Annotated in this window: 17 protein-coding genes; 16 read left to right on the top strand and 1 reads right to left on the bottom strand. The window is 41.7% G+C overall.

Annotation, left to right across the window (positions count from 1 at the left end):
* Window positions 1-11 precede the first annotated feature (11 nt).
* The 14 genes from infB (at window position 12) to dapA (ending at window position 13,841) form a co-directional block, all read left to right on the top strand.
* Complete coding sequence (infB, locus tag D1B33_RS01790; protein WP_118874615.1) at window positions 12-2,363, top strand: translation initiation factor IF-2; 2,352 nt, start codon at window positions 12-14, stop codon at window positions 2,361-2,363.
* Complete coding sequence (locus D1B33_RS01785) at window positions 2,363-2,641, top strand: DUF503 domain-containing protein (RefSeq protein WP_118874614.1); 279 nt, start codon at window positions 2,363-2,365, stop codon at window positions 2,639-2,641. The genes infB and D1B33_RS01785 overlap by 1 nt, the downstream gene beginning before the upstream one ends.
* Complete coding sequence (locus tag D1B33_RS01780) at window positions 2,623-2,883, top strand: hypothetical protein (protein ID WP_118874613.1); 261 nt, start codon at window positions 2,623-2,625, stop codon at window positions 2,881-2,883. The genes D1B33_RS01785 and D1B33_RS01780 overlap by 19 nt, the downstream gene beginning before the upstream one ends.
* A gap of 49 nt (window positions 2,884-2,932) precedes the next feature.
* Entirely contained in the window at window positions 2,933-3,274 is a 342-nt protein-coding gene (rbfA, locus tag D1B33_RS01775) for a 30S ribosome-binding factor RbfA (protein ID WP_118874612.1), read from the top strand.
* A 347-nt stretch (window positions 3,275-3,621) separates the two neighbouring features.
* Window positions 3,622-4,527 carry a tRNA pseudouridine(55) synthase TruB gene (gene truB, locus D1B33_RS01770; protein WP_118874611.1) on the top strand — a complete coding sequence of 302 codons (906 nt, stop codon included), beginning with the start codon at window positions 3,622-3,624 and terminating at the stop codon, window positions 4,525-4,527.
* 20 nt (window positions 4,528-4,547) lie between these two features.
* The gene (gene ribF, locus D1B33_RS01765) at window positions 4,548-5,504 is read left to right on the top strand and encodes a riboflavin biosynthesis protein RibF (protein ID WP_118874610.1); all 957 of its coding nucleotides are present in this window, start codon (window positions 4,548-4,550) and stop codon (window positions 5,502-5,504) included.
* Between the two features lie 126 nt (window positions 5,505-5,630).
* On the top strand, window positions 5,631-5,900 hold the full coding sequence (rpsO, locus tag D1B33_RS01760; RefSeq protein ID WP_118874609.1) for a 30S ribosomal protein S15: 270 nt from the start codon (window positions 5,631-5,633) through the stop codon (window positions 5,898-5,900).
* Between the two features lie 391 nt (window positions 5,901-6,291).
* A complete protein-coding gene (pnp, locus tag D1B33_RS01755) occupies window positions 6,292-8,412 on the top strand; it encodes a polyribonucleotide nucleotidyltransferase (RefSeq protein ID WP_118874608.1) in 2,121 nt (706 codons plus the stop codon).
* A 363-nt stretch (window positions 8,413-8,775) separates the two neighbouring features.
* Window positions 8,776-10,002, top strand: a complete 1,227-nt coding sequence (locus D1B33_RS01750; protein ID WP_118874607.1) for a M16 family metallopeptidase — start codon at window positions 8,776-8,778, stop codon at window positions 10,000-10,002.
* A 176-nt stretch (window positions 10,003-10,178) separates the two neighbouring features.
* A complete protein-coding gene (locus tag D1B33_RS01745) occupies window positions 10,179-10,445 on the top strand; it encodes a YlmC/YmxH family sporulation protein (protein ID WP_118874606.1) in 267 nt (88 codons plus the stop codon).
* On the top strand, window positions 10,446-11,228 hold the full coding sequence (locus D1B33_RS01740) for a dipicolinate synthase subunit A (RefSeq protein ID WP_118874605.1): 783 nt from the start codon (window positions 10,446-10,448) through the stop codon (window positions 11,226-11,228).
* On the top strand, window positions 11,222-11,812 hold the full coding sequence (locus D1B33_RS01735) for a dipicolinate synthase subunit B (protein ID WP_118874604.1): 591 nt from the start codon (window positions 11,222-11,224) through the stop codon (window positions 11,810-11,812). The genes D1B33_RS01740 and D1B33_RS01735 overlap by 7 nt, the downstream gene beginning before the upstream one ends.
* Window positions 11,813-11,891: 79 nt before the next feature.
* Window positions 11,892-12,929, top strand: a complete 1,038-nt coding sequence (locus tag D1B33_RS01730; protein WP_118874603.1) for an aspartate-semialdehyde dehydrogenase — start codon at window positions 11,892-11,894, stop codon at window positions 12,927-12,929.
* A gap of 12 nt (window positions 12,930-12,941) precedes the next feature.
* Window positions 12,942-13,841, top strand: a complete 900-nt coding sequence (dapA, locus tag D1B33_RS01725; RefSeq protein WP_118874602.1) for a 4-hydroxy-tetrahydrodipicolinate synthase — start codon at window positions 12,942-12,944, stop codon at window positions 13,839-13,841.
* A 93-nt stretch (window positions 13,842-13,934) separates the two neighbouring features.
* Here dapA and D1B33_RS01720 read toward each other — a convergent pair whose 3' ends face one another.
* Window positions 13,935-14,777, bottom strand: coding sequence for a nuclease-related domain-containing protein (locus D1B33_RS01720; RefSeq protein ID WP_233549358.1), 843 nt, complete (start codon window positions 14,775-14,777; stop codon window positions 13,935-13,937).
* Between the two features lie 1,261 nt (window positions 14,778-16,038).
* Between D1B33_RS01720 and D1B33_RS01715 the strand changes: the two genes are divergently transcribed.
* Together D1B33_RS01715 and D1B33_RS01710 are read left to right on the top strand one after the other, a co-directional pair.
* On the top strand, window positions 16,039-17,706 hold the full coding sequence (locus D1B33_RS01715; protein ID WP_118874601.1) for a ribonuclease J: 1,668 nt from the start codon (window positions 16,039-16,041) through the stop codon (window positions 17,704-17,706).
* Between the two features lie 163 nt (window positions 17,707-17,869).
* On the top strand, window positions 17,870-20,206 hold the full coding sequence (locus D1B33_RS01710; protein WP_118874600.1) for a DNA translocase FtsK: 2,337 nt from the start codon (window positions 17,870-17,872) through the stop codon (window positions 20,204-20,206).
* The last annotated feature ends 146 nt before the right edge of the window (window positions 20,207-20,352 follow it).

Raw genomic sequence — 20,352 nt, 5'->3', positions numbered from 1 at the left:
GGGGTGAGCAGATGACCAAATTAAGAGTTCATGAATATGCGAGAAAAGTAAATAAATCAAGTAGAGAAGTAGTAGAAGAACTGCAAAAGCTGAATGTTCCAGTTACAAATCATATGTCGATGCTAGAAAGTGATGCTGTATCCAAGTTGGATTCTATTTACAAACGTTCGACTGCAGGCAGTACAGGCGCACAGCAAGAGAAACGACAACCGTCATCGAATAATAGACAAAATGAGAACAGTAGACCGAAACGTCCAGCAAGCGGTTCATCGAATAGACCATCAAACAACAGCAATGGTTCATCGAATAGACCATCAAACAACAGCAATGGTCCATCGAATCGACCGTCAAACAACAATGGTCCTTCAAATCGACCATCAAACAATTCATCAAATGACCAAAAATCATCGCCTCAACAACATGGCGAAAAACATAAAAAAGGTAACCAAAATCGAAATATGTCCCAAAACAACAATAACAATAACTATAACAACAAAAATAAAGGCGGCTTTAACAACAACCAACGCAAAAAGCCGGGAATTCACGGAGGCAAACGCCGTCATCCAAAAACTCACCAACCAACGATTCCACAAACTCCAAAAGAGTTGCCGGAAAAAATTACGTTCTATGAGTCATTATCAGTAGCGGAACTGGCGAAAAAACTTCATAGAGAACCATCTGAAATCATTAAAAAATTATTCATGTTAGGCGTTATGGCAACGATCAACCAAGAATTGGATAAAGATGCAATCGAGCTGATCTGTGCCGACTATGGCGTTGAAGTGGAAGAAGAAGTACGCATCGATAAAACAGACTTGGATACTTACTTCGAACAAGAAGAAATAGCAGAAGGTGATTTGGAAGTAAGACCACCTGCTGTTACAATCATGGGGCACGTTGACCACGGTAAAACAACCCTGCTTGACTCGATTCGCCATACAAAAGTAACAGCTGGTGAAGCCGGCGGGATTACACAGCATATCGGTGCATACCAAGTAAACATCGATGGCAAGAAAATTACGTTCCTGGATACTCCTGGGCATGCTGCGTTTACAACGATGCGTGCACGTGGAGCAAGTATTACCGACCTTGCTATCATCGTAGTGGCTGCAGATGACGGCGTAATGCCTCAAACTGTTGAGGCCATTAACCACGCTAAAGCAGCGGAAGTACCTATTATTGTCGCTGTGAACAAAATGGATAAGCCTACAGCGAACCCGGATCGTGTGATGCAGGAATTAACGGAACATGGATTGGTACCTGAAGATTGGGGCGGCGATACAATTTTCGTTCCAATATCTGCCTTAAAAGGTGAAGGTATTGATACGCTTTTAGAGATGATACTATTAGTAGCGGAAGTACAAGAATTAAAAGCGAATCCAAATCGACCAGCAATCGGTACGGTCATCGAAGCGCAATTGGATAAAGGCCGCGGTTCAGTAGCGACATTATTGGTTCAAGATGGTACGCTGCGTGTCGGGGATCCAATTGTTGTTGGTCACGCATATGGACGCGTCCGTGCAATGGTAAACGATCTTGGCCGTCGTGTGAAAGAAGCAGGTCCTGCTACACCGGTTGAAATTACGGGTATTAACGAAGTACCGCAAGCCGGCGACCGCTTTGTTGTCTTTGAAGATGAGAAAACTGCTCGTCAAGTGGGTGAATCTCGTTCAATGACGGCTATTCAAGCGAGCCGTTCCGAAAAACAACGCGTCACTTTAGACAACTTATTCGAACAAATGTCACAAGGTGATGTGAAAGAACTGAATTTAATCGTAAAAGCGGACGTTCAGGGTACTGTGGAAGCGATGGCTGCATCATTAATGAAAATTGATGTAGAAGGCGTAAACGTGAAAATTATTCACACTGGCGCTGGTGCAATCACAGAATCGGATGTTACACTGGCTTCTGCTTCGAATGCAATCATCATCGGGTTCAACGTACGCCCAGATGTGAATGCAAAACGTGCTGCGGATGAAGAAGGCGTTGATATTCGACTACACCGTATCATTTACAAAGTAATCGAAGAAATCGAAGCAGCGATGAAAGGGATGCTTGATCCTGAATTTGAAGAAAAAATTGTTGGTCAAGCGGAAGTTCGTCAAACAATTAAAGTATCAAAAGTGGGTACAATTGCTGGTTCTTACGTAACGGAAGGTAAAATTGTTCGTGATGCAGGCGTTCGTGTCATTCGAGAAGGCATCGTTGTATTCGAAGGTGAATTGGATTCGCTAAAACGCTTCAAAGATGACGCAAAAGAAGTAGCAAGAGGCTACGAGTGCGGTATCACGATCAAAAATTACAATGACATAAAAGAAGGCGACATTATCGAAGCCTTTGTGATGGAAGAAATTAAACGATAATGATCGTTTATGCGGAAGTCGAGTTTCTCATTTCCGATTCCCATTCGTTAAAAGAAAAACGTGCAGTTCTCCAGCGAATGATTACCCGAACAAAACAAAAGTTTAATGTGTCGGTGGCAGAAATTGACCATCAAAATGTGTGGCAGCGTACAAGAATCGCTCTTGTGTGTGTGTCCTCATCCAAAATGAGTGCTGAGCGAGAAATCAATCATGCACTGGGCTTCCTTAACTCAAACCCTCAGTGGGAACAACTGGAAGTTTGGAAAGAAGATTTATAAGAAAAGCGCAAGCGCCCCGCTTTGCCCCGACAGATGTTTTATGTATCGAAAGCGAAGCGGCAGATACAAGCGCTGGAAGGCCCGAATCGAAAGCATCTTTTCAGCTTTCGACCGAGGGCAGACCGCGACCTCAGATCGGGCTGGGCGCTGGAGCTAGACACTATTCCAGCCGGGTTTTTTGCCCGGCAAAAGATGACTTGAAAATATTTAAGGTAGGAAAATTGTTCTCTTATGGCACTTAGCCATAGGAGGCAATGATTTTATCTTAAGAACAAAGAGGTGGCACTAATTATGTCATTACGTTCAAATCGAATTGCAGAACAAATGAAAAAAGAGCTTGGCGATATTATTACACGCAAATTGAAAGATCCACGAGTAGGATTTGTAACAGTTACGGATGTAGAGGTTACAGGCGACTTGCAACAAGCCGTTGTCTATATTTCAGCTTTGGGCAATGACCGCGAACGTGAAGATACACTGAAGGGCTTGCAAAAAGCTTCAGGCTTCATTCGTACAGAAATTGGTCATCGTATTCGTTTGCGCCGTACGCCTGAAATCTCATTTGAATTTGATTCATCTGTAGAATATGGCAACAAAATCGACGCACTGCTGCGTTCACTGAATGACGAATAATCAACAAAAAGCAAAGCCTACATCTGCATAAAAACGTGCAAATGTAGGCTTTTTTTATATAGAAAAGCGGAGAACGCCGTTTAGCCCCGCGTCGACGAAAGCGCAACGTCGTGTTGCATCGCCGACATGACTCACTTCGTGTGAGCCCCAAGCGTTGGAGACTCCGACTAGAAGGCGCTTTTTGCCTCGTAGGAGGAGTTGAAACGCTCGAGGGGCTGGCGTTCGCAGCTAGACACTGACTAGTTCGCATTGGCGGATAAAACTCATAAAGTGGCGGTTATCCTAAAGAAAGCGGCGAATATCCATCCACCCTAACAAACATAAATGATTTTAAAAGGAGAACAACAATGAACGGCATTCTACCGCTCTGGAAAGAACGCGGCATGACAAGTCATGATTGCGTCTTCAAACTAAGAAAAATTTTAAAGACTAAAAAAGTTGGCCATACAGGAACGCTGGATCCGGCAGTGGAGGGAGTTCTTCCAATCTGTATCGGTCAAGCAACACGGCTTGCGGAATACCTGACAGATGCCGGTAAGACGTATGAGGCGGTTGTTTCGATCGGCAAATCCACAACCACTGAAGATGCAGAAGGTGAAACGGTAGAACAGGATTCTTCCCACAAATCGATATCCCGTAATCAATTGCTGGAAGCGCTGTCTCAATTAACCGGGGAAATCGAACAAACGCCTCCTATGTACTCTGCGGTTAAGGTGAATGGGAAAAAACTATATGAATACGCGCGTAAAGGGGAAACAGTTGAGCGTCCAACTCGAAAAGTAACGATTTATTCGTTGGAACTGCTTGACGAGGCGCAAACTTATGAAGGCGAGGAAATTACGTTCAGCATCCGCATTGCATGCAGCAAAGGGACCTATATCCGAACGCTTGCTGTTCAAATTGGCGAAAAGCTTGGTTTTCCGGCACATATGGCTTCGCTTGTACGCACGGCTTCCGGCACTTTTATAAAAGAAAATTGTGTAACATTGCAGAAAGTCGACGAAATTATGTCGGAAGGCAAAATCGATGAAATCCTTCTTCCTGTTGAATATGCGCTATCATCATACCCTTATATTGAAATCGATGAATCGAACGAAAAACAAATTTTGAATGGACAAGTACTTCCAAAGCATGCATTATTAAAAGAAAATGATAAAATTGTTTTTGGCAAACAACAAAAAGCGTTCGCTGTATATAGTGCACATCCAACAAAACAAGGGTTCATGAAGCCGGAAAAAATGTTCCCGCAATAATCAAGGAGGCAAGATTTAAGATGAAGGTTGTTCATTTAAGGTATCCTCATGAGCTAAATCTAGCAAATGAAACAACTGCCTATTCTTTAGCTGTAGGATTCTTTGATGGCGTACATAAAGGACACCAAGCAGTCATCCGAAAGGCGAAAGAAATGGCGGAGCAGTTGAATATTGAAAGCGCCGTGATGACATTTGACCCACATCCATCCATTGTTTTGGGTGGACGAAAAGAAAAGGTTTTTTACATAACGCCGCTTCCGCAAAAACTTGAGGTTCTGGAAGAATACGGAGTTGAAAATGTTTTTGTTGTCCACTTTACTTCCGATTTTGCAAAACTCTCGCCGGAAGATTTTATTCAATATTTTATTCGCGACTTAAATGTAAAACACGTGACGGCAGGTTTTGATTATTCTTTTGGACAGTTTGGGAAAGGAAATATGGAGACGATGAAAGAGCTAAGCAATGGCGATTATGGCGTAACGGTGATTGACAAGCAAAGCGATGAGGAAGAAAAAATCAGTTCCACTCGAATTCGGAGATATTTGCAAGATGGCGATATGGAAAGCGCCGGACAGCTTCTTGGGCGTGCCTTTGAAGTACCGGGCATTGTCATCCATGGCGATAAGAGGGGGCGCACAATCGGTTTCCCGACTGCCAACATTCAGTCGATGGAAGGAAGCTTCATTCCCGCGACAGGTGTTTATGCCGTAAGAATTCTCGTGCAAAACAAATGGTATGACGGCGTTTGCAATGTTGGCTATAAACCTACCTTCAAGAACCCGGATGAAAAGCAATTATCCATTGAAGTACATATTTTCGATTTTAATAAGAATATTTACGGTGAAGAAGTTAAAGTAGGCTGGTACAAGCGCATCCGCAGCGAGCAAAAATTCAACGGCATCGAGGCATTGAAAGCACAGATCGAAAAAGATAAAAACGAATCCATTGAATTTTTTGCAAGGCTGCGTAATAGTTGAACGGTACAGGAAAATATGTTATGATTTTTTAAGTGCAATTATGCACGTTGCCTTTGCTCGGCTTTTCGACTCTCCAACGATTGCTGTGCAACAGGTGAAAAATTTATTTTAGGAGGTCCATTTACAATGGCAATTACAAAAGAACGCAAAAACGAAATTATCGCTGAGTACCGCACTCACGAGGGAGACACTGGTTCTCCAGAAGTACAAATCGCAGTATTAACTGCTGAAATCAATGCTTTAAACAGCCACTTAGGAACACATAAAAAAGATTTCCACTCTCAACGTGGTCTTCTTAAAAAAATCGGTCGTCGTCGTCACTTATTAAAATATCTTCGTGAAAATGACGTTCAACGTTACCGTGAATTAATCCAACGTTTAGGTTTACGTCGATAATCAGAAGGCTTATACCGGAGTTCTAGGCTCTTTGCCACATCAAAGTGCAAAAGAGCCTTTTCTTCTTAAGCCCGATATTGCATTTATGAAAAGCGGGAAGATTCCCGCTTTTTATTTTGCTTAAAGTAAATGGTCAATTATAGTAATTGAAAGTATGTATTTGAAAAATTTGGGCAAGTTAAAAGTGAGAATATTTCACAAACTAAATCGTAAATAGATAATTAGTTTGGAGAATAATCATGGAATTCGACCAAATTCCAAGATAATTGTAAAAAATATACGAAATAGACATAATTATATTGAAAATATTTAGCATAGAGATTGCTTTTTTGATACACTAATCTTGATTATATTCGTGAGCAGTGTGTTTTAAGAGAAAGGGGTTCATTAAATGACCGAAAAGAAAGTCTATTCTTATGAATGGGCTGGCCGAAAACTTGTAGTAGAAGTTGGGCAGCTAGCAAAACAAGCAAACGGTGCCGCTTTAGTTCGTTACGGCGAATCTGCGGTGCTTTCAACAGCAACAATGTCAAAACATCCTAAACCATTAGATTTCTTCCCATTAACAGTAAATTACGAAGAACGTCTATATGCGGCAGGTAAAATCCCGGGTGGATTCATTAAACGTGAAGGGCGTCCTTCAGAGCATGCGATTCTAGTTTCACGTTTAATCGACCGTCCAATCCGACCAATGTTCCCAGATGGCTTCCGTAATGAAGTACAAGTCATTTCAATGGTCATGTCTTCAGATCCTGACTGTCCGACAGATGTATCTGCTATGTTCGGTTCATCTTTAGCTTTGGCTATTTCGGACATTCCATTTGATGGACCGATTGCGGGTGTTCACGTTGGCTATATTAATGGTGAATTCGTCCTTAACCCAACAGCGGAACAAACTGAAAAAAGCACGGTTCATCTAACAGTGGCCGGCAATAAAGATGCCATCAATATGGTAGAAGCGGGCGCGTTGGAAGTTCCGGAAGAAATCATGCTGGAAGCCATTATGTTCGGGCATGAGGAAATCAAGAAACTAATTGCTTTCCAGGAACAAATTGTAGCTGAATTTGGAAAAGAAAAAATTGCGGTTGAATTATATGAAGTAAATCCAGAACTTCAAGCACAGGTGAAAGAAATGTGCGAAGAAGATATGAACGCTGCGATTCAAACAGTGGAAAAGCATGCACGCGAAGAAGCAATCAATGCTGTTAAAGAACGTGTCATGGCAAGCTTCGAAGAACAAGAAGCCGATGATGAAACAATTAAACAAGTCAAAACGATTCTGGACAAAATGGTGAAAGAAGAAGTTCGCCGCCTGATCACGGAAGAAAAAATCCGCCCTGATGGCCGTAAACTTGACGAAATCCGTCCACTTTCTTCTGAAGTTGGAATCTTGGAACGTACACACGGTTCAGGCCTGTTCACTCGTGGACAAACTCAAGCCCTATCGATTTGTACATTGGGACCACTTGGCGATGTTCAAATTATTGATGGTCTTGGACTGGAAGAGTCAAAACGCTTCATGCATCACTATAATTTCCCGCAATTCTCTGTTGGGGAAACAGGACCAATCCGCGGACCGGGCCGTCGTGAAATCGGACATGGTGCCTTGGGCGAACGCGCATTGCTTGCCGTAATTCCGGATGAAAAAGACTTCCCTTATGCAATTCGTTGTGTGTCTGAGGTATTGGAATCCAATGGTTCCACTTCTCAAGCATCGATTTGTGCTTCAACACTCGCAATGATGGATGCCGGTGTACCAATCAAGGCTCCAGTTGCAGGGATTGCGATGGGTCTTGTGAAAAAAGGTGAACATTACTCGGTATTAACGGATATTCAAGGGATGGAAGACCATCTTGGAGATATGGACTTTAAAGTGGCAGGTACGGCTAAAGGCGTTACCGCGCTTCAAATGGACATCAAGATTGACGGATTATCCCGCAACATCCTTGAAGAAGCATTGCAACAAGCGAGAGCAGGACGTATGATCATTTTGGATTCTATGCTAGCAACGCTTGCAGAATCACGCAAATCTCTATCTAAATACGCGCCAAAAATCGAAGTAATTCAAATCAACCCAGATAAAATTCGTGATGTAATTGGTTCAGGCGGTAAAACAATCAATAAAATCATCGATGAAACAGGCGTAAAAATTGATACAGAACAAGATGGTACAATCTACATCTCTTCAGCAAACGAAGAAATGAATAAGCGTGCGAAAGAAATCATAGAATCCATCGTTCGCGAAGCTAAAGTAGGCGAGTACTACATGGCAACGGTAAAACGAATCGAGAAATTTGGTGCATTCTGTGAAATCTTCCCAGGCAAAGATGGCTTGCTGCACATTTCGGAAATTCAAGAAGAACGTACGAACAAAGTGGAAGACGTACTAAAACTTGGCGATCAATTGATGGTGAAAGTAATCGAAATCGACAACCAAGGCCGCGTCAACCTTTCGCGCAAAGTAGTCATCAAAGAAGAAAAAGAACGCGCTGAACAAGCGGAACAACAATAACAGCAGAAAAACACGATTTTCGCAAGTCTTCTCCTAGCGAAAATCGATGTTTTCAAGCATTGAAACTGCATAGCGGTAAATAAATGAAGGAATAAAGCAATGGCTTTGTTCTTTTTTATTTTTTTGAGTGATTGGGGAAGTCGTAAGGCAATACAGGACCAGTAAATGCATGTTTGTAAGTGAAACTTTAATTGAAGGGAATATAAGGCACTTGTAAATGCCCGTTTGTAAGAAAAAGCCTCCAAAAGGGTTACTTAACAACCTAAAACATTTATACATAAAGCAAACTTTCAAAGTTGAAGGTTGGGACAGATTAGCATATATTATTAGAAGCATCATTTTTTAGATAAGCGAGGGGAAAAGTTGGTAACAGTATATACATGTCAAAACGGTGTGCGCATCGTTTCAGAAGAGATTCCGCATGTCCGCTCCATTTCGGTGGGGATTTGGGTAGGGGCTGGATCGCGATTTGAATCACCCGAAGAAAATGGAATAACGCATTTTATTGAACATATGTTGTTCAAAGGAACGAAAACGCGGACTGCCCGGCAAATTGCAGAAGAATTTGACCGTATCGGCGGGGAAATTAACGCTTTTACTTCAAAAGAAAATACATGCTACTATGCCAAAGTACTGGATCATCACGGGGAATTGGCCGTTTCAATTTTAGCTGATATGTTCTTTAATTCGACTTTTGATGCAAACGAAATCGACAAAGAACGACAAGTTGTATTGGAAGAAATATTAATGAGTGAAGATGCGCCAGATGATGATGTTCATGAGCAGTTGTGGCAAGTGATGTATCCCACTGATGCTCTGGGATTGCCGATTTTAGGGACAAACACGACGCTTCCTACTTTTACGGGCGATACGATTCGCCGCTATATGGAAAAGCATTATTCCCCAGAAAATATTGTAATATCAATTGCAGGCAATATAACGAAACAATTACTTTTACATATCGAAAAACTGTTTGGCGGATACGAACGTTCCGATTATGCCGTAAAATCAACATTATCCTATCCGGAATTCCATTCAGGGAAAATTGTAAAGCAACGGGAAGTGGAACAATCACATCTGGCCATTTCTTATCCTGGTATAGGGGTGAAAGATCCGAAGTTAAGCAGTTTTATTGCCTTGAATAATGTCATTGGAGGCAATATGTCTTCCCGATTGTTCCAGGAAATCAGAGAAGAGCGCGGCTTGGCCTACACCATCTACTCTTATCAATCGTGCTACGAAGATGTTGGGGCATTCACAATATATGGAAGTACGAATAATCAACAATTGACTCACATGCACGACACCATCAACGAAACGCTGCAAAATATTGCAGCAGAGGGCATTTCCGAAACGGAGCTCAGCAATACCAAGGAGCAGCTCAAAGGCAGCTTTGTATTAGGTTTGGAAAGCACTACTTCCCGGATGAGCCGAAATGGGAGAAATGAATTAATTCATAATCGCCAAATATCGATGGATGAAATCCTCGCAAACATTGATGAGGTTTCAATGCATACGGTAAATGAACTAATTGAGTCGATTTTTACAGCAGACCCCGCCATCTCCATTATTGGGCAAGGGGTAAAATAAGCATGATTGTCTTCTATGAAAATAGGGGACAATCATTTTTTTATTTAGGCATAAAGTGCAGGCAACTCTAAGTAAAGTAATCTATAGGAACGCTTTGTTCAAGCGCTTCAAAAAATGGGTGACCATCACTTCTTGGGTTGCATATAGTAACAATAAGCTCATGGAGGAGGGAAAACATGCTGCTATCGGAGCTTGCGGAAAAGGAATTAATCGAAATGGAAAATGGTGTGAGATACGGCTATTTATCGGAAACGGAATGCTTATTTGATCCAAAAACAGGGCAGATTATTGGCTTTGAATTGTATGAACAATCATCTAAAATGCCATTCCAGAAGAAAAAAGCAACCGCACCATTATTTATTCCTTGGGAAGAGATTCATCTGATCGGCGAAGATCGAATTTTATTCCACCGAACATCATCAAAAAGAAAGCAGTTAGACTAAATGACAGAAGAAAAGTGGCTCGTTGTTGGGACAGATACGCGAATGAAGTTCTTGGCAAAAAATTTAAGCAATGGCAATCGTACAGTTTATTATAAAAATGTAGCGGTTTGGGATGAGGAACTTAACAAAACGGTTCTTGAATTTCATCCTAATTTCATTGTGCTGCCCATTCACCCGCTGCCGGTTGAAGTGCCGATGGTTTGTGCACTTTCAAATAGCGTCATTTTTTCAGGTAAGTTGAATGAAGAATGGAAAGACATCTTAAAGCGCAATGAAATCTATTATTATTTGGAAGATGAAGGATTTATTTGGCATAATGCAGCGTTAACTGCAGAAGCGTTTGTCTCCCACTTCTACAATACCAAACGGGCAATTCAAGGCAAAAAGTTCATTGTTACCGGGTTTGGAAGAGTGGCCAAAATGGTTGCTCACATATTAAGAAGCATTGGGGCGGATGTAAGCATTGCCGTGCGTTCCAATGTGCAGCTGAATGAAGCCAAAGCATTCCGTTATAGAGCGGTAGATTTGGAAAACGCAAGCAATCTAGAAGGAGATTTTTTCATCAATACCATTCCGGCAAAATGGCTGGATGAAGCGTTTAATGAAAAAATCAATATGCCCATTTACGATCTAGCCTCCTATCCAGGGTGTTTACAAGATGATGTTATTCGAAATTCATATGAACTGTTGCCGGCGATGCCAGGAAAGTTTTTCCCGGAAGATGCCGGAAACATCCTATACCAATCAATTGTTGAACAATTAAGGAGGAGACACACTTGCTAGAGGGTAAAAGAATAGGGCTGGGAATTACAGCATCCCATTGTACCTATGAAGACGTGATTCCGAAAATCGAGAACTTTACCAAAGCGGGCGCAACGGTGGTACCGATTATTACTCATTCCGTGTTAACTGCCGCTACTAGATTTGGTACTGGGGAAGAATGGATTCAAAAAATCGAAGAAGCTACAGGACAAAAAGTGGTCTCTTCAATTGTTGAGGCAGAGCCGTTTGGACCTAGAAATCCTTTAGATTGCATGGTGATTGCACCGATGACAGGCAATTCCATCAGCAAATTTGCCAATGCTTCAACAGACAGCCCGGTTCTTATGGCAGCAAAAGCAACGCTTCGCAATGGGTCACCGGTCGTACTGGGAATTTCCACAAACGATGCGCTCGGTTTGAACGGAGTAAACATCATGAGATTACTGAACTCCAAGAACATTTATTTCATTCCATTTGGCCAAGACGATCCTCATAACAAACCAAATTCATTGATTTCCGACTTCACGAAAATGGTAGAAACCGTCGAAACAGCGATTTACCAACATCGACAATTACAGCCTTTATTCATCCAATATTCAAAATAACTAAAAATTCTAACACAACTCCTCCTTTTTATGATACAATTTTCAACATTATGTTATTAGATTTGAGGAGAGATGAAGGATGGCAAAAGAATTGACAGTTGCAATCGTTGGTGCAACAGGTGCAGTAGGAACGAAAATGAAAGAACAACTAATAAAACGAAATTTCCCGATTAAACATATAAAATTTTTGGCTTCAGCTCGTTCAGCAGGTACTGAAATTGAATTTAACGGCAACACATATACAATCGAAGAAGCAACTCCTGAAAGCTTTGAAGGGGTAGACGTTGCCTTATTTTCAGCAGGAGGTTCGGTATCGGCAAAATTGGCTCCAGAAGCTGCAAAACGCGGAGCGATCGTTATTGACAATACAAGCCACTTCCGTATGCATCCGGAAGTACCGCTAGTAGTACCTGAGGTAAACAGAGAAGATTTGGCGAAACACAACGGCATTATCGCCAACCCGAACTGTTCGACGATTCAAATGGTTGTTGCATTGCAGCCAATCCGTGAAAAGTTTGGTTTAACAAACGTAATTGTGTCAACTTACCAAGCCGTGTCAGGTTCCGGTGTCTCAGCAATCGAAGAATTACGCGCGCAAAGTGCGGATTGGGAAGCTGGGAAAAACGTGGAAGCGAATATCCTGCCAGCCAAATCAGATAAAAAACATTATCCGATTGCTCGTAATGTCATTCCGCAAATTGATGTATTTACGGAGAATGGCTTTACATACGAAGAAATGAAAATGATCAACGAAACGAAAAAAATCATGCATTCACCGGACCTGCCAGTAGCGGCAACTTGTGTACGTGTGCCGGTAGTATCAGGCCACTCGGAGTCTGTTTATATTGAAGTGGAAAAAGAAGCGAGTGTTCAAGATATCTTTGATGTGTTAAGAAATGCTCCTGGCATTGTGCTTCAAGACGATATTTCAACACAGGACTATCCAATGCCGATTTATGTTGAAGGTGAAGATCCGGTTTATGTAGGACGCATTCGCCAAGACTTATCAAACAAAAAAGGATTCCATCTGTGGGTCGTATCAGATAACTTATTAAAAGGTGCAGCCTTAAACTCAATACAAATTGCCGAGAGCCTATTAGAAGATAACCTACTATAAGGGGTGTATAGGGTGGATTTAGGTCGCATTGCTACGGCGATGATTACCCCATTTGACTCAAATGGCGAAATCGATTATGAAGTAGCAGAAAAAGTAATCGAGCACTTAATCGCAAATGGTACGGATGCACTGGTCGTATGTGGAACAACAGGTGAAACGCCTACACTGACAATCCCCGAAAAACGTGAATTGATTCATTTTACGATTAAAAAAGTCAATAAACGCATTCCCGTGATTGCCGGGGTAGGCTTGAATGACACAGCCTATACCATTGAAGCCACAAAAGTGGTGGAGGATTTCGGGGCGGACGGCATCATGGTGGTGGCGCCATTTTACAACAAGCCAAATCAACGAGGCATTTATGCCCACTTTGAAGCGGTGGCAAGTGTTACCCATCTGCCAGTAATGATATACAATGTTCCTGGGCGAACGGGCGTCAATATTTCAGCCGAAACGACCATCGCATTAAGCAAAATCCCGAATATCCGCATCGTAAAAGAAGCAAGCGGGAATTTGGACCAAATGACCGAAATTCTCGGAAACGTTTCGCCCGACACCTTCGTATACAGCGGGGACGATGCCTTAACGCTGCCGCTTGTAGCCATCGGGGGAAGAGGCGTAGTGTCCGTTGCTTCCCATGTCATCGGAAACGAAATGCAGGCCATGCTCCAAGCATTTGAAGAAGGCCGGCATGACGTGGCTGCCAAATACCATCAAGCGATGCTGCCATTGATTAAACAATTATTCAAAGATCCAAATCCAGTCCCGGTAAAATACGCACTCAGCAAACTCGGCTTCCCGGTCGAAAAAGTCCGCCTGCCCATGGTAGAAATGCTGGACGAAGACAAAACCAAATACGACCGCATCTGGGAAGAATTTCAGGAACAAGTGAAAGTCATTAAAACCTTATAAAATCGATAACGCAGGAATGTTGGTGGTTGTGCAGCATTCTTGCGTTTTTTGTTTTTGGGGAGCGAATGGTAGCACAGCTTACAATGCAAGAGGTTATTCGTAGTATGTCCATCGACGTTTACTAACCTTTTGATAATTATTGTCAAGCACACGGCGTAACTGTTTTTTGGAAGTTATGATTCGACACCAATCCATTATTTTAGGTAATGTTATTTTTTCATTTGGGAAAAGGAGGCTGTATTCATTGGCATTTCTTATTAATGCGGAATCTATAGACTCTTCATTCTTACAAGTTGTACAAATGGACTTCTTATTTTGTATAGTAATAGTTAACGATTGGCAAGCACCGCAGGACATCCCCGTTTGTAATTGATCGTTATTATAAGATGGGCGTTTTTGGTGGGGATGCTGTTGCATATGTAAAGAGGATAACTTTTCTGCCATCTTCTTATGTTGCATGTCTAATGTTGATTTGTGTGAATTGATTTTTTGGAAGAAAGTTTTAAGTTGGGTTGGCAAGATAAAGGGTTTATCTAGAGGAGCGAGATACAAAGTAAAGGCTTCATTTATAAAAATAACCATAGATTGTACAGGTATCGAAAAGCCTAGCTTATGTAATAATTGGCGAAGTAATAATTCGGATCGTTGCAATTGATTGAGGGGGTTAGATACTTCATTATCGTTTTTCTGAAATAACCGGTCATTTTTAAAGTAAAAATCGCCAAAGTAATTTTTGATTTCGAAGATATATACCAAATTGTTCGTTACTAGTAAAGTATCAAGCTGGAAAGTTTGGTTGCTTGAACTCAATAATAAATCGTTTAAGACGAGTACATCACATTCCAGCTTCTCTAAAAATGTATCAAAAAGCTTTTCCCCTTCGTACCCCTTTTTTAGATTGAAAAAATTTAGTTGATCTTCCTTAGATAATTCCATTCGATGTGCCAACAATTTTAGAATAGTCAACTCGGTCGGTTCAGTTCTATGTTTGAATATCAGAATACTCACCCTTTCAATGATAAGTTAGTTATAGTTTAGGTTAAATGTGAGTGTTACTAAAGGTAAATTGGAAAATAAATATTTACATTAGAAAAATCAACTATAAATGCTTTTTGAAAAGAATTAGCTGTTTGAAAGGGAATATAGAGGTGTTGTAAATGCTCTTTGTGGAAGAACTTGAGTTAGAAAGGGAATATAGAGCCGTTGTAAATACCCTTTGGCGATGAACTTGAGATTGAAAAGGAATATAGAGCCGTTGTAAATGCCCTTTGGCTATGGACTTGAGATTGAAAGGGAAAATAGAGCTGTTGTAAATGCTCTTTGGCTATGGACTTGAGATTGAAAGGAAATATAGAGCTGTTGAAAATGCCCTTTGGCGAAGAATTCGAGATTGAAAGGGAATATAGAGGTGTTGTAAATGCCCTTTTGCGATAAACTTGAGATTGCAAGGGAATATAGAGCCCTTGTAAATCCCCTTTGTCGAAGAACTTGAGATTGCAAAGGAATATAGAGCCGTTGTAAATGCCCTTTGGCGATGAACTTGAGTTTGAAAAGGAATATAGAGCCGTTGTATATGCTCTTTAGTGATGAACTTGAGTTTGAAAAGGTATATAGAGGTGTTGTAAATGTCCTTTGATATGAACTTGAGTTTGAAAAGGAATATAGAGCCGTTGTAAATGCCCTTTGTCGATGAGCTTGAGTGGGAAAAGGAATATAGAGCCGTCGTAAATGCCCTTTGGCAATGAACTTGAGATTGAAAGGGGATATAGAGCAGCTGTAAATACCCTTTGGTGATTAACTTGAGTTAGAAAAGGAATATAGAGCCGTCGTAAATACCCTTTGTCGAAGCACTTGAGTTGGAAAGGGAATATAGAGCAGCTGTAAATACCCCTTGGCGCAGAACCTGAGTTCAAAAGGATACATAGAAGTAATGTGAAATTCCTCTGGCAAACAAAACGTGTATTTGAAAGCATTATAGATAGTTAAATAAGCACTATAATACATAGCGCGAAAGAAACAGAGAATAATAATAAATCAAATTTAACTCTAGCCAAGTCTTTTACACGAAAATAATCAAGTGCACCCATCCCACCCCCACTTTCCAAAAAATATCGCTTTTTTATTTGTGCTTCATGGATGGACACCGTATAATGAGGTATAAGTGGTTGCGTTCGGGATAATATTAGGAGGAAATCAAGTGACGAAAACGAAAAACGAAGTAATCCGGGTCATCCCACTTGGCGGAGTGGGAGAAATCGGGAAATCGATGTATGTAATCGAAATTGATGAAGAGCTCTTCATCGTAGACAGTGGGTTAATGTTCCCTGAAGATGAAATGCTTGGAATTGATATTGTCATCCCAGACATTACATACCTGGAAGAAAACAAAGAGCGTGTAAAAGGGATTTTCCTGACACATGGTCATGAAGATGCAATTGGCTCGATTGCGTATGTGCTTCAAAAAATCAAGGCGCCTGTTTATGGTTCAAAATTAACAGTTGCGCTTGCAAAAGAGCATTTAAAGGATTTGCCGGCTCCGCACCCGGTGAAATTTTTCGAAGTAACAAATAAAAGCCGGATGAATTTTAATTCAACTTACGTAACGTTCTTCCATACGACACATAGCATTCCGGATTCATTGGGGATTGTTTTCCATACATCGGAAGGTGCCATTGTGCATACGGGGGAATTTAAATTTGACCAGTCGGCAAAAGGTAAATTCAAGCCGGACATTGCCAAAATGGCGCAGCTTGGAGAAGAAGGAGTATTTATCTTGCTTTCTGAATCCACGGAAGCGGAACGGCCAGGTTATACAACAAGTGAAGTCGTAATCGAAGAAAAGCTGGCAAAATACTTCCATGCTGCACCGGCGCGCATCATTGTTGCGGTGTATGCATCGAACTTTATCCGCATTCAGCAAGTGTTCAACCATGCGCAGGAAAATGGGCGTAAAGTGGCGGTCGTTGGGAAAAGCCTTGAAAAAGTGATTGATCTCGGCGTGAATCTGGGCTACTTGACGATTGACGAAGATACGCTTATTCCAGTAAACACGATCCAAAAATATAACGATGATGAAATTATCATTCTGGTGACAAGCAATCAAGGGGAACCGCTTGAAGCGATTGATAAAATTGTGCGCAAACAGCATCGTGATGTACGCATTAAAGATACAGATACCGTGCTGATCACATTTACCCCATCTCCGGGGATGGAAGTGCAAATGGCTGGCGCAATGAACAGTCTTGCAAAAGCTGGGGCAAATGTTTTGGCGGCTGACAAGAAAATTCACGTTTCCGGCCATGGTTCCCAGGAAGATCTGAAATTAATGCTGAATCTAATGAAACCAAAATACTTTATCCCGATGCAAGGCGAGTATAGAATGCTGATTGCCCATTCGAAGCTTGCACAATCAGTAGGAATGAAAAAATCACAAATTTTTATTGCCGACAAAGGTGATATTGTTGAATACAAAAACGGTAAAATGCGGATGAGTGGCCGTGTTCCAGCGGGCAACGTCTTAATTGACGGAATCGGTGTTGGAGATGTTGGAAATATCGTATTGAGAGACCGTAAATTATTATCTCAAGATGGCATTTTCATCGTCGTGGTCACGTTGAATCGTGCGCAAAAAAGAATTGCGTCCGGTCCGGAAATTTTATCGCGCGGATTTGTTTATGTACGCGAGTCAGAAGAATTGATTCTTGAAGCGACTGAACTGGCACGTACAGTTATTGAAAAGTATGTTAATAAAGATACGTTTGAATGGACAAACATTAAACAAGAAATCCGTGAAACACTAAATGCTTATTTATTCCAAAAAACAAAGCGCCGCCCAATGATTATCCCAATAATTATGGAATACTAAGCCTCTTTTAGTAGGGCGTGGCGGGCAAAAATAGGTCTGTCGCAACAAAAAAGGATTTTCTTAACCGATACCGGTCAAGGAAATCCTTTTTCGCTTCAATTTAATCAAACGCATGTTCTTTTAAACAAAAGTCATCATTTTCAAGAAAAAGTAGGTGAAGGAAATGGCAGTGAGGAAAAAAACGAAAGCCAAAAAAGGATTGCATCCATTGGCCTATGAAGTAATCGGATTATTGTTGATCGCTTTGGCGATCATTATCTTTTTTGAATATGGGGTCGTTGGTCGAACAGTTCAAACGATGTCCATGTTCTTATTCGGTAACTTGCATGTGGTCGTGCCATTTTTTACAGTATTGATTGCTGTTTTGCTTATGGTGCAAAGACAAGGAATTGCCTTTATGGACCGTGTGGTGCAGGGAGCGATTTTAATCGTCTGCAGTTTGGCGATTTTCAGCCACAGTGTATTATTTGAAGAATTATATAAGAGCAATAAACTATTAACAAATTCGGTCATCCGTGAAACCTGGCGTTTGTTAATTGACATGGAAGGCATCCAAAATCGCAGCACGGCCTTAGGCGGAGGAATGCTGGGTGCTTTGCTGTTCAGTATGTTCCATATTTTATTTGATTCGACGGGCGCCAAAATTGCCGCATGGTTTCTTTTCTTTGTCGGACTAATTTTATTAACCGGGAAAGCGCTCGTCCCTTATTTAATGGAGAATGCTCCTAAAATGAAAAAGAAATTTGCCTTCTCAAGACGCCGGGGCAAACCTGTTGTCAAAGACGAGAAAAAACAAAGACGCTCAAAAACAAAAGAGGACAAACCATCCAATGAAATTGCCGCAACGACGGCAGAAACTGGGCGCGGAAGGAAAAAGCGCAAAGCAAAAGAAGAACTAGTGGTGCAAGAGTATGTGGAAGATGAAGAGGACTACGATGAAGAGCCAATCATTTCAGCCTTCACACAAAATATTCACCATGAACCGCCCGCACAAATTACCATCAAGGAAGAGCCGGTAGAAGACAAGGGGAATATTGAAGAGGTTATTCAAAAAGCGGTGGAAACCAACATTGAAAATGCGGACTATCAACTTCCTTCCATGAGTTTGCTGCAGCTTCCCCCAACCTATGACCAAAGCGGGGAGTATACGGTCATTCAAGCGAATGCAAAAAAACTGGAGCAAACTTTCCTTAGCTTCGGTGTAAAAGCGAAAGTAACGCAAGTGCATCTGGGACCTGCGGTGACAAAATACGAAGTCATGCCGGATGTGGGAGTGAAGGTAAGCAAGATTGTCAGTTTGCAAGATGACTTGGCGTTGGCGCTTGCAGCAAAAGATATCCGCATGGAAGCACCGATTCCCGGAAAATCCGCCATTGGGATTGAAGTGCCGAATAGCGAAGTGGCGATGGTTACATTGCGTGAAGTGCTGGAAGCGAAAGAAAACAACAAGCCGGATTCGAAGCTTCTGATTGGCTTTGGACGTGATATTACAGGACAAGCCATTTTGGCGGAGTTGAATAAAATGCCGCACTTGCTTGTTGCTGGGTCGACAGGGAGCGGGAAATCGGTCTGCATCAACGGCATTATTGTATCCATTTTAATGCGCGCGGCTCCGCATGAAGTGAAGATGATGTTAATTGACCCGAAAATGGTCGAGTTAAATGTGTATAATGGCATTCCGCACCTTCTGGCACCTGTAGTGACGGATGCTCGTAAAGCGTCGCAGGCGTTGCAAAAAGTAGTATCCGAAATGGAACGCAGATATGATTTGTTTTCCCATACCGGAACCCGCAATATCAAAGGCTATAACGAGCATGTTGAACGTTTTAACTCGGAAAATGAAGAAAAACATCCAAAACTTCCATATATCGTCGTGATTATCGATGAGTTGGCAGACTTGATGATGGTTGCTTCGCATGATGTCGAAGATTCGATTACACGGTTGGCACAAATGGCGCGTGCTGCAGGCATTCACTTGATTATTGCCACACAGCGTCCTTCCGTTGATGTCATTACCGGTGTCATTAAAGCAAATATCCCTTCGCGTATCGCATTCGCTGTATCATCCGCCATTGATTCGCGCACAATACTGGATATGGGTGGTGCTGAAAGATTGCTGGGGAGAGGTGATATGTTATTCTTGCCGGCTGGCTCGTCCAAACCGGTTCGTGTACAAGGCTCATTTCTGTCTGATGAAGAGGTAGAAGCGGTAGTGGACTTTGTTATAGAACAACAAAAAGCGAACTATGATGAAACGATGATTCCGACTGATGAACCGGAAAAAAGCTTTGAAGAAGAAACCGATGAGTTATATGATGAGGCGGTACAGCTTGTCACCGAAATGCAAACGGCTTCCGTGTCCATGTTGCAAAGAAGGTTCCGCATCGGGTACTCGAGAGCGGCGCGAATCGTGGACCAAATGGAGCTTAGAGGGGTTGTGGGGCCACCGGATGGCAGTCGCCCTAGACAGGTATTAATCGACAAAGCGAGCGTTGAATAAAAGGCAGGAAAGTAACTTTCTGCCAATAAATTTAATGTTTATGTCGCAAATGTCATAAAATTGTCCTAATTTCTGAAAACTTCACATCTATTACACAACAGTTTTTGATTTTCCTATTTTCTTTAATCGAGAAAAATGTTATATTA

This window comes from Ureibacillus yapensis (assembly GCF_003515775.1).
In the GTDB taxonomy this organism is placed as follows: domain Bacteria; phylum Bacillota; class Bacilli; order Bacillales_A; family Planococcaceae; genus Ureibacillus; species Ureibacillus yapensis.
The sequence above is the reverse complement of the archived record's forward strand: the minus strand, read 5'-3'. Positions and strand labels throughout refer to the sequence as shown.

What these genes read in the sequence shown, in the direction of transcription:
- D1B33_RS01710 (WP_118874600.1), top strand. Translation starts at nt 17,870, where the DNA reads ATGGCAGTGAGGAAAAAAACGAAAGCCAAAAAAGGATTGCATCCATTG.
- rpsO (WP_118874609.1), top strand. Translation starts at nt 5,631, where the DNA reads ATGGCAATTACAAAAGAACGCAAAAACGAAATTATCGCTGAGTACCGC.
- infB (WP_118874615.1), top strand. Translation starts at nt 12, where the DNA reads ATGACCAAATTAAGAGTTCATGAATATGCGAGAAAAGTAAATAAATCA.
- D1B33_RS01720 (WP_233549358.1), bottom strand. Translation starts at nt 14,777, where the DNA reads ATGGAATTATCTAAGGAAGATCAACTAAATTTTTTCAATCTAAAAAAG.
- D1B33_RS01740 (WP_118874605.1), top strand. Translation starts at nt 10,446, where the DNA reads ATGACAGAAGAAAAGTGGCTCGTTGTTGGGACAGATACGCGAATGAAG.
- D1B33_RS01785 (WP_118874614.1), top strand. Translation starts at nt 2,363, where the DNA reads ATGATCGTTTATGCGGAAGTCGAGTTTCTCATTTCCGATTCCCATTCG.
- rbfA (WP_118874612.1), top strand. Translation starts at nt 2,933, where the DNA reads ATGTCATTACGTTCAAATCGAATTGCAGAACAAATGAAAAAAGAGCTT.
- D1B33_RS01730 (WP_118874603.1), top strand. Translation starts at nt 11,892, where the DNA reads ATGGCAAAAGAATTGACAGTTGCAATCGTTGGTGCAACAGGTGCAGTA.
- truB (WP_118874611.1), top strand. Translation starts at nt 3,622, where the DNA reads ATGAACGGCATTCTACCGCTCTGGAAAGAACGCGGCATGACAAGTCAT.
- D1B33_RS01745 (WP_118874606.1), top strand. Translation starts at nt 10,179, where the DNA reads ATGCTGCTATCGGAGCTTGCGGAAAAGGAATTAATCGAAATGGAAAAT.
- pnp (WP_118874608.1), top strand. Translation starts at nt 6,292, where the DNA reads ATGACCGAAAAGAAAGTCTATTCTTATGAATGGGCTGGCCGAAAACTT.
- ribF (WP_118874610.1), top strand. Translation starts at nt 4,548, where the DNA reads ATGAAGGTTGTTCATTTAAGGTATCCTCATGAGCTAAATCTAGCAAAT.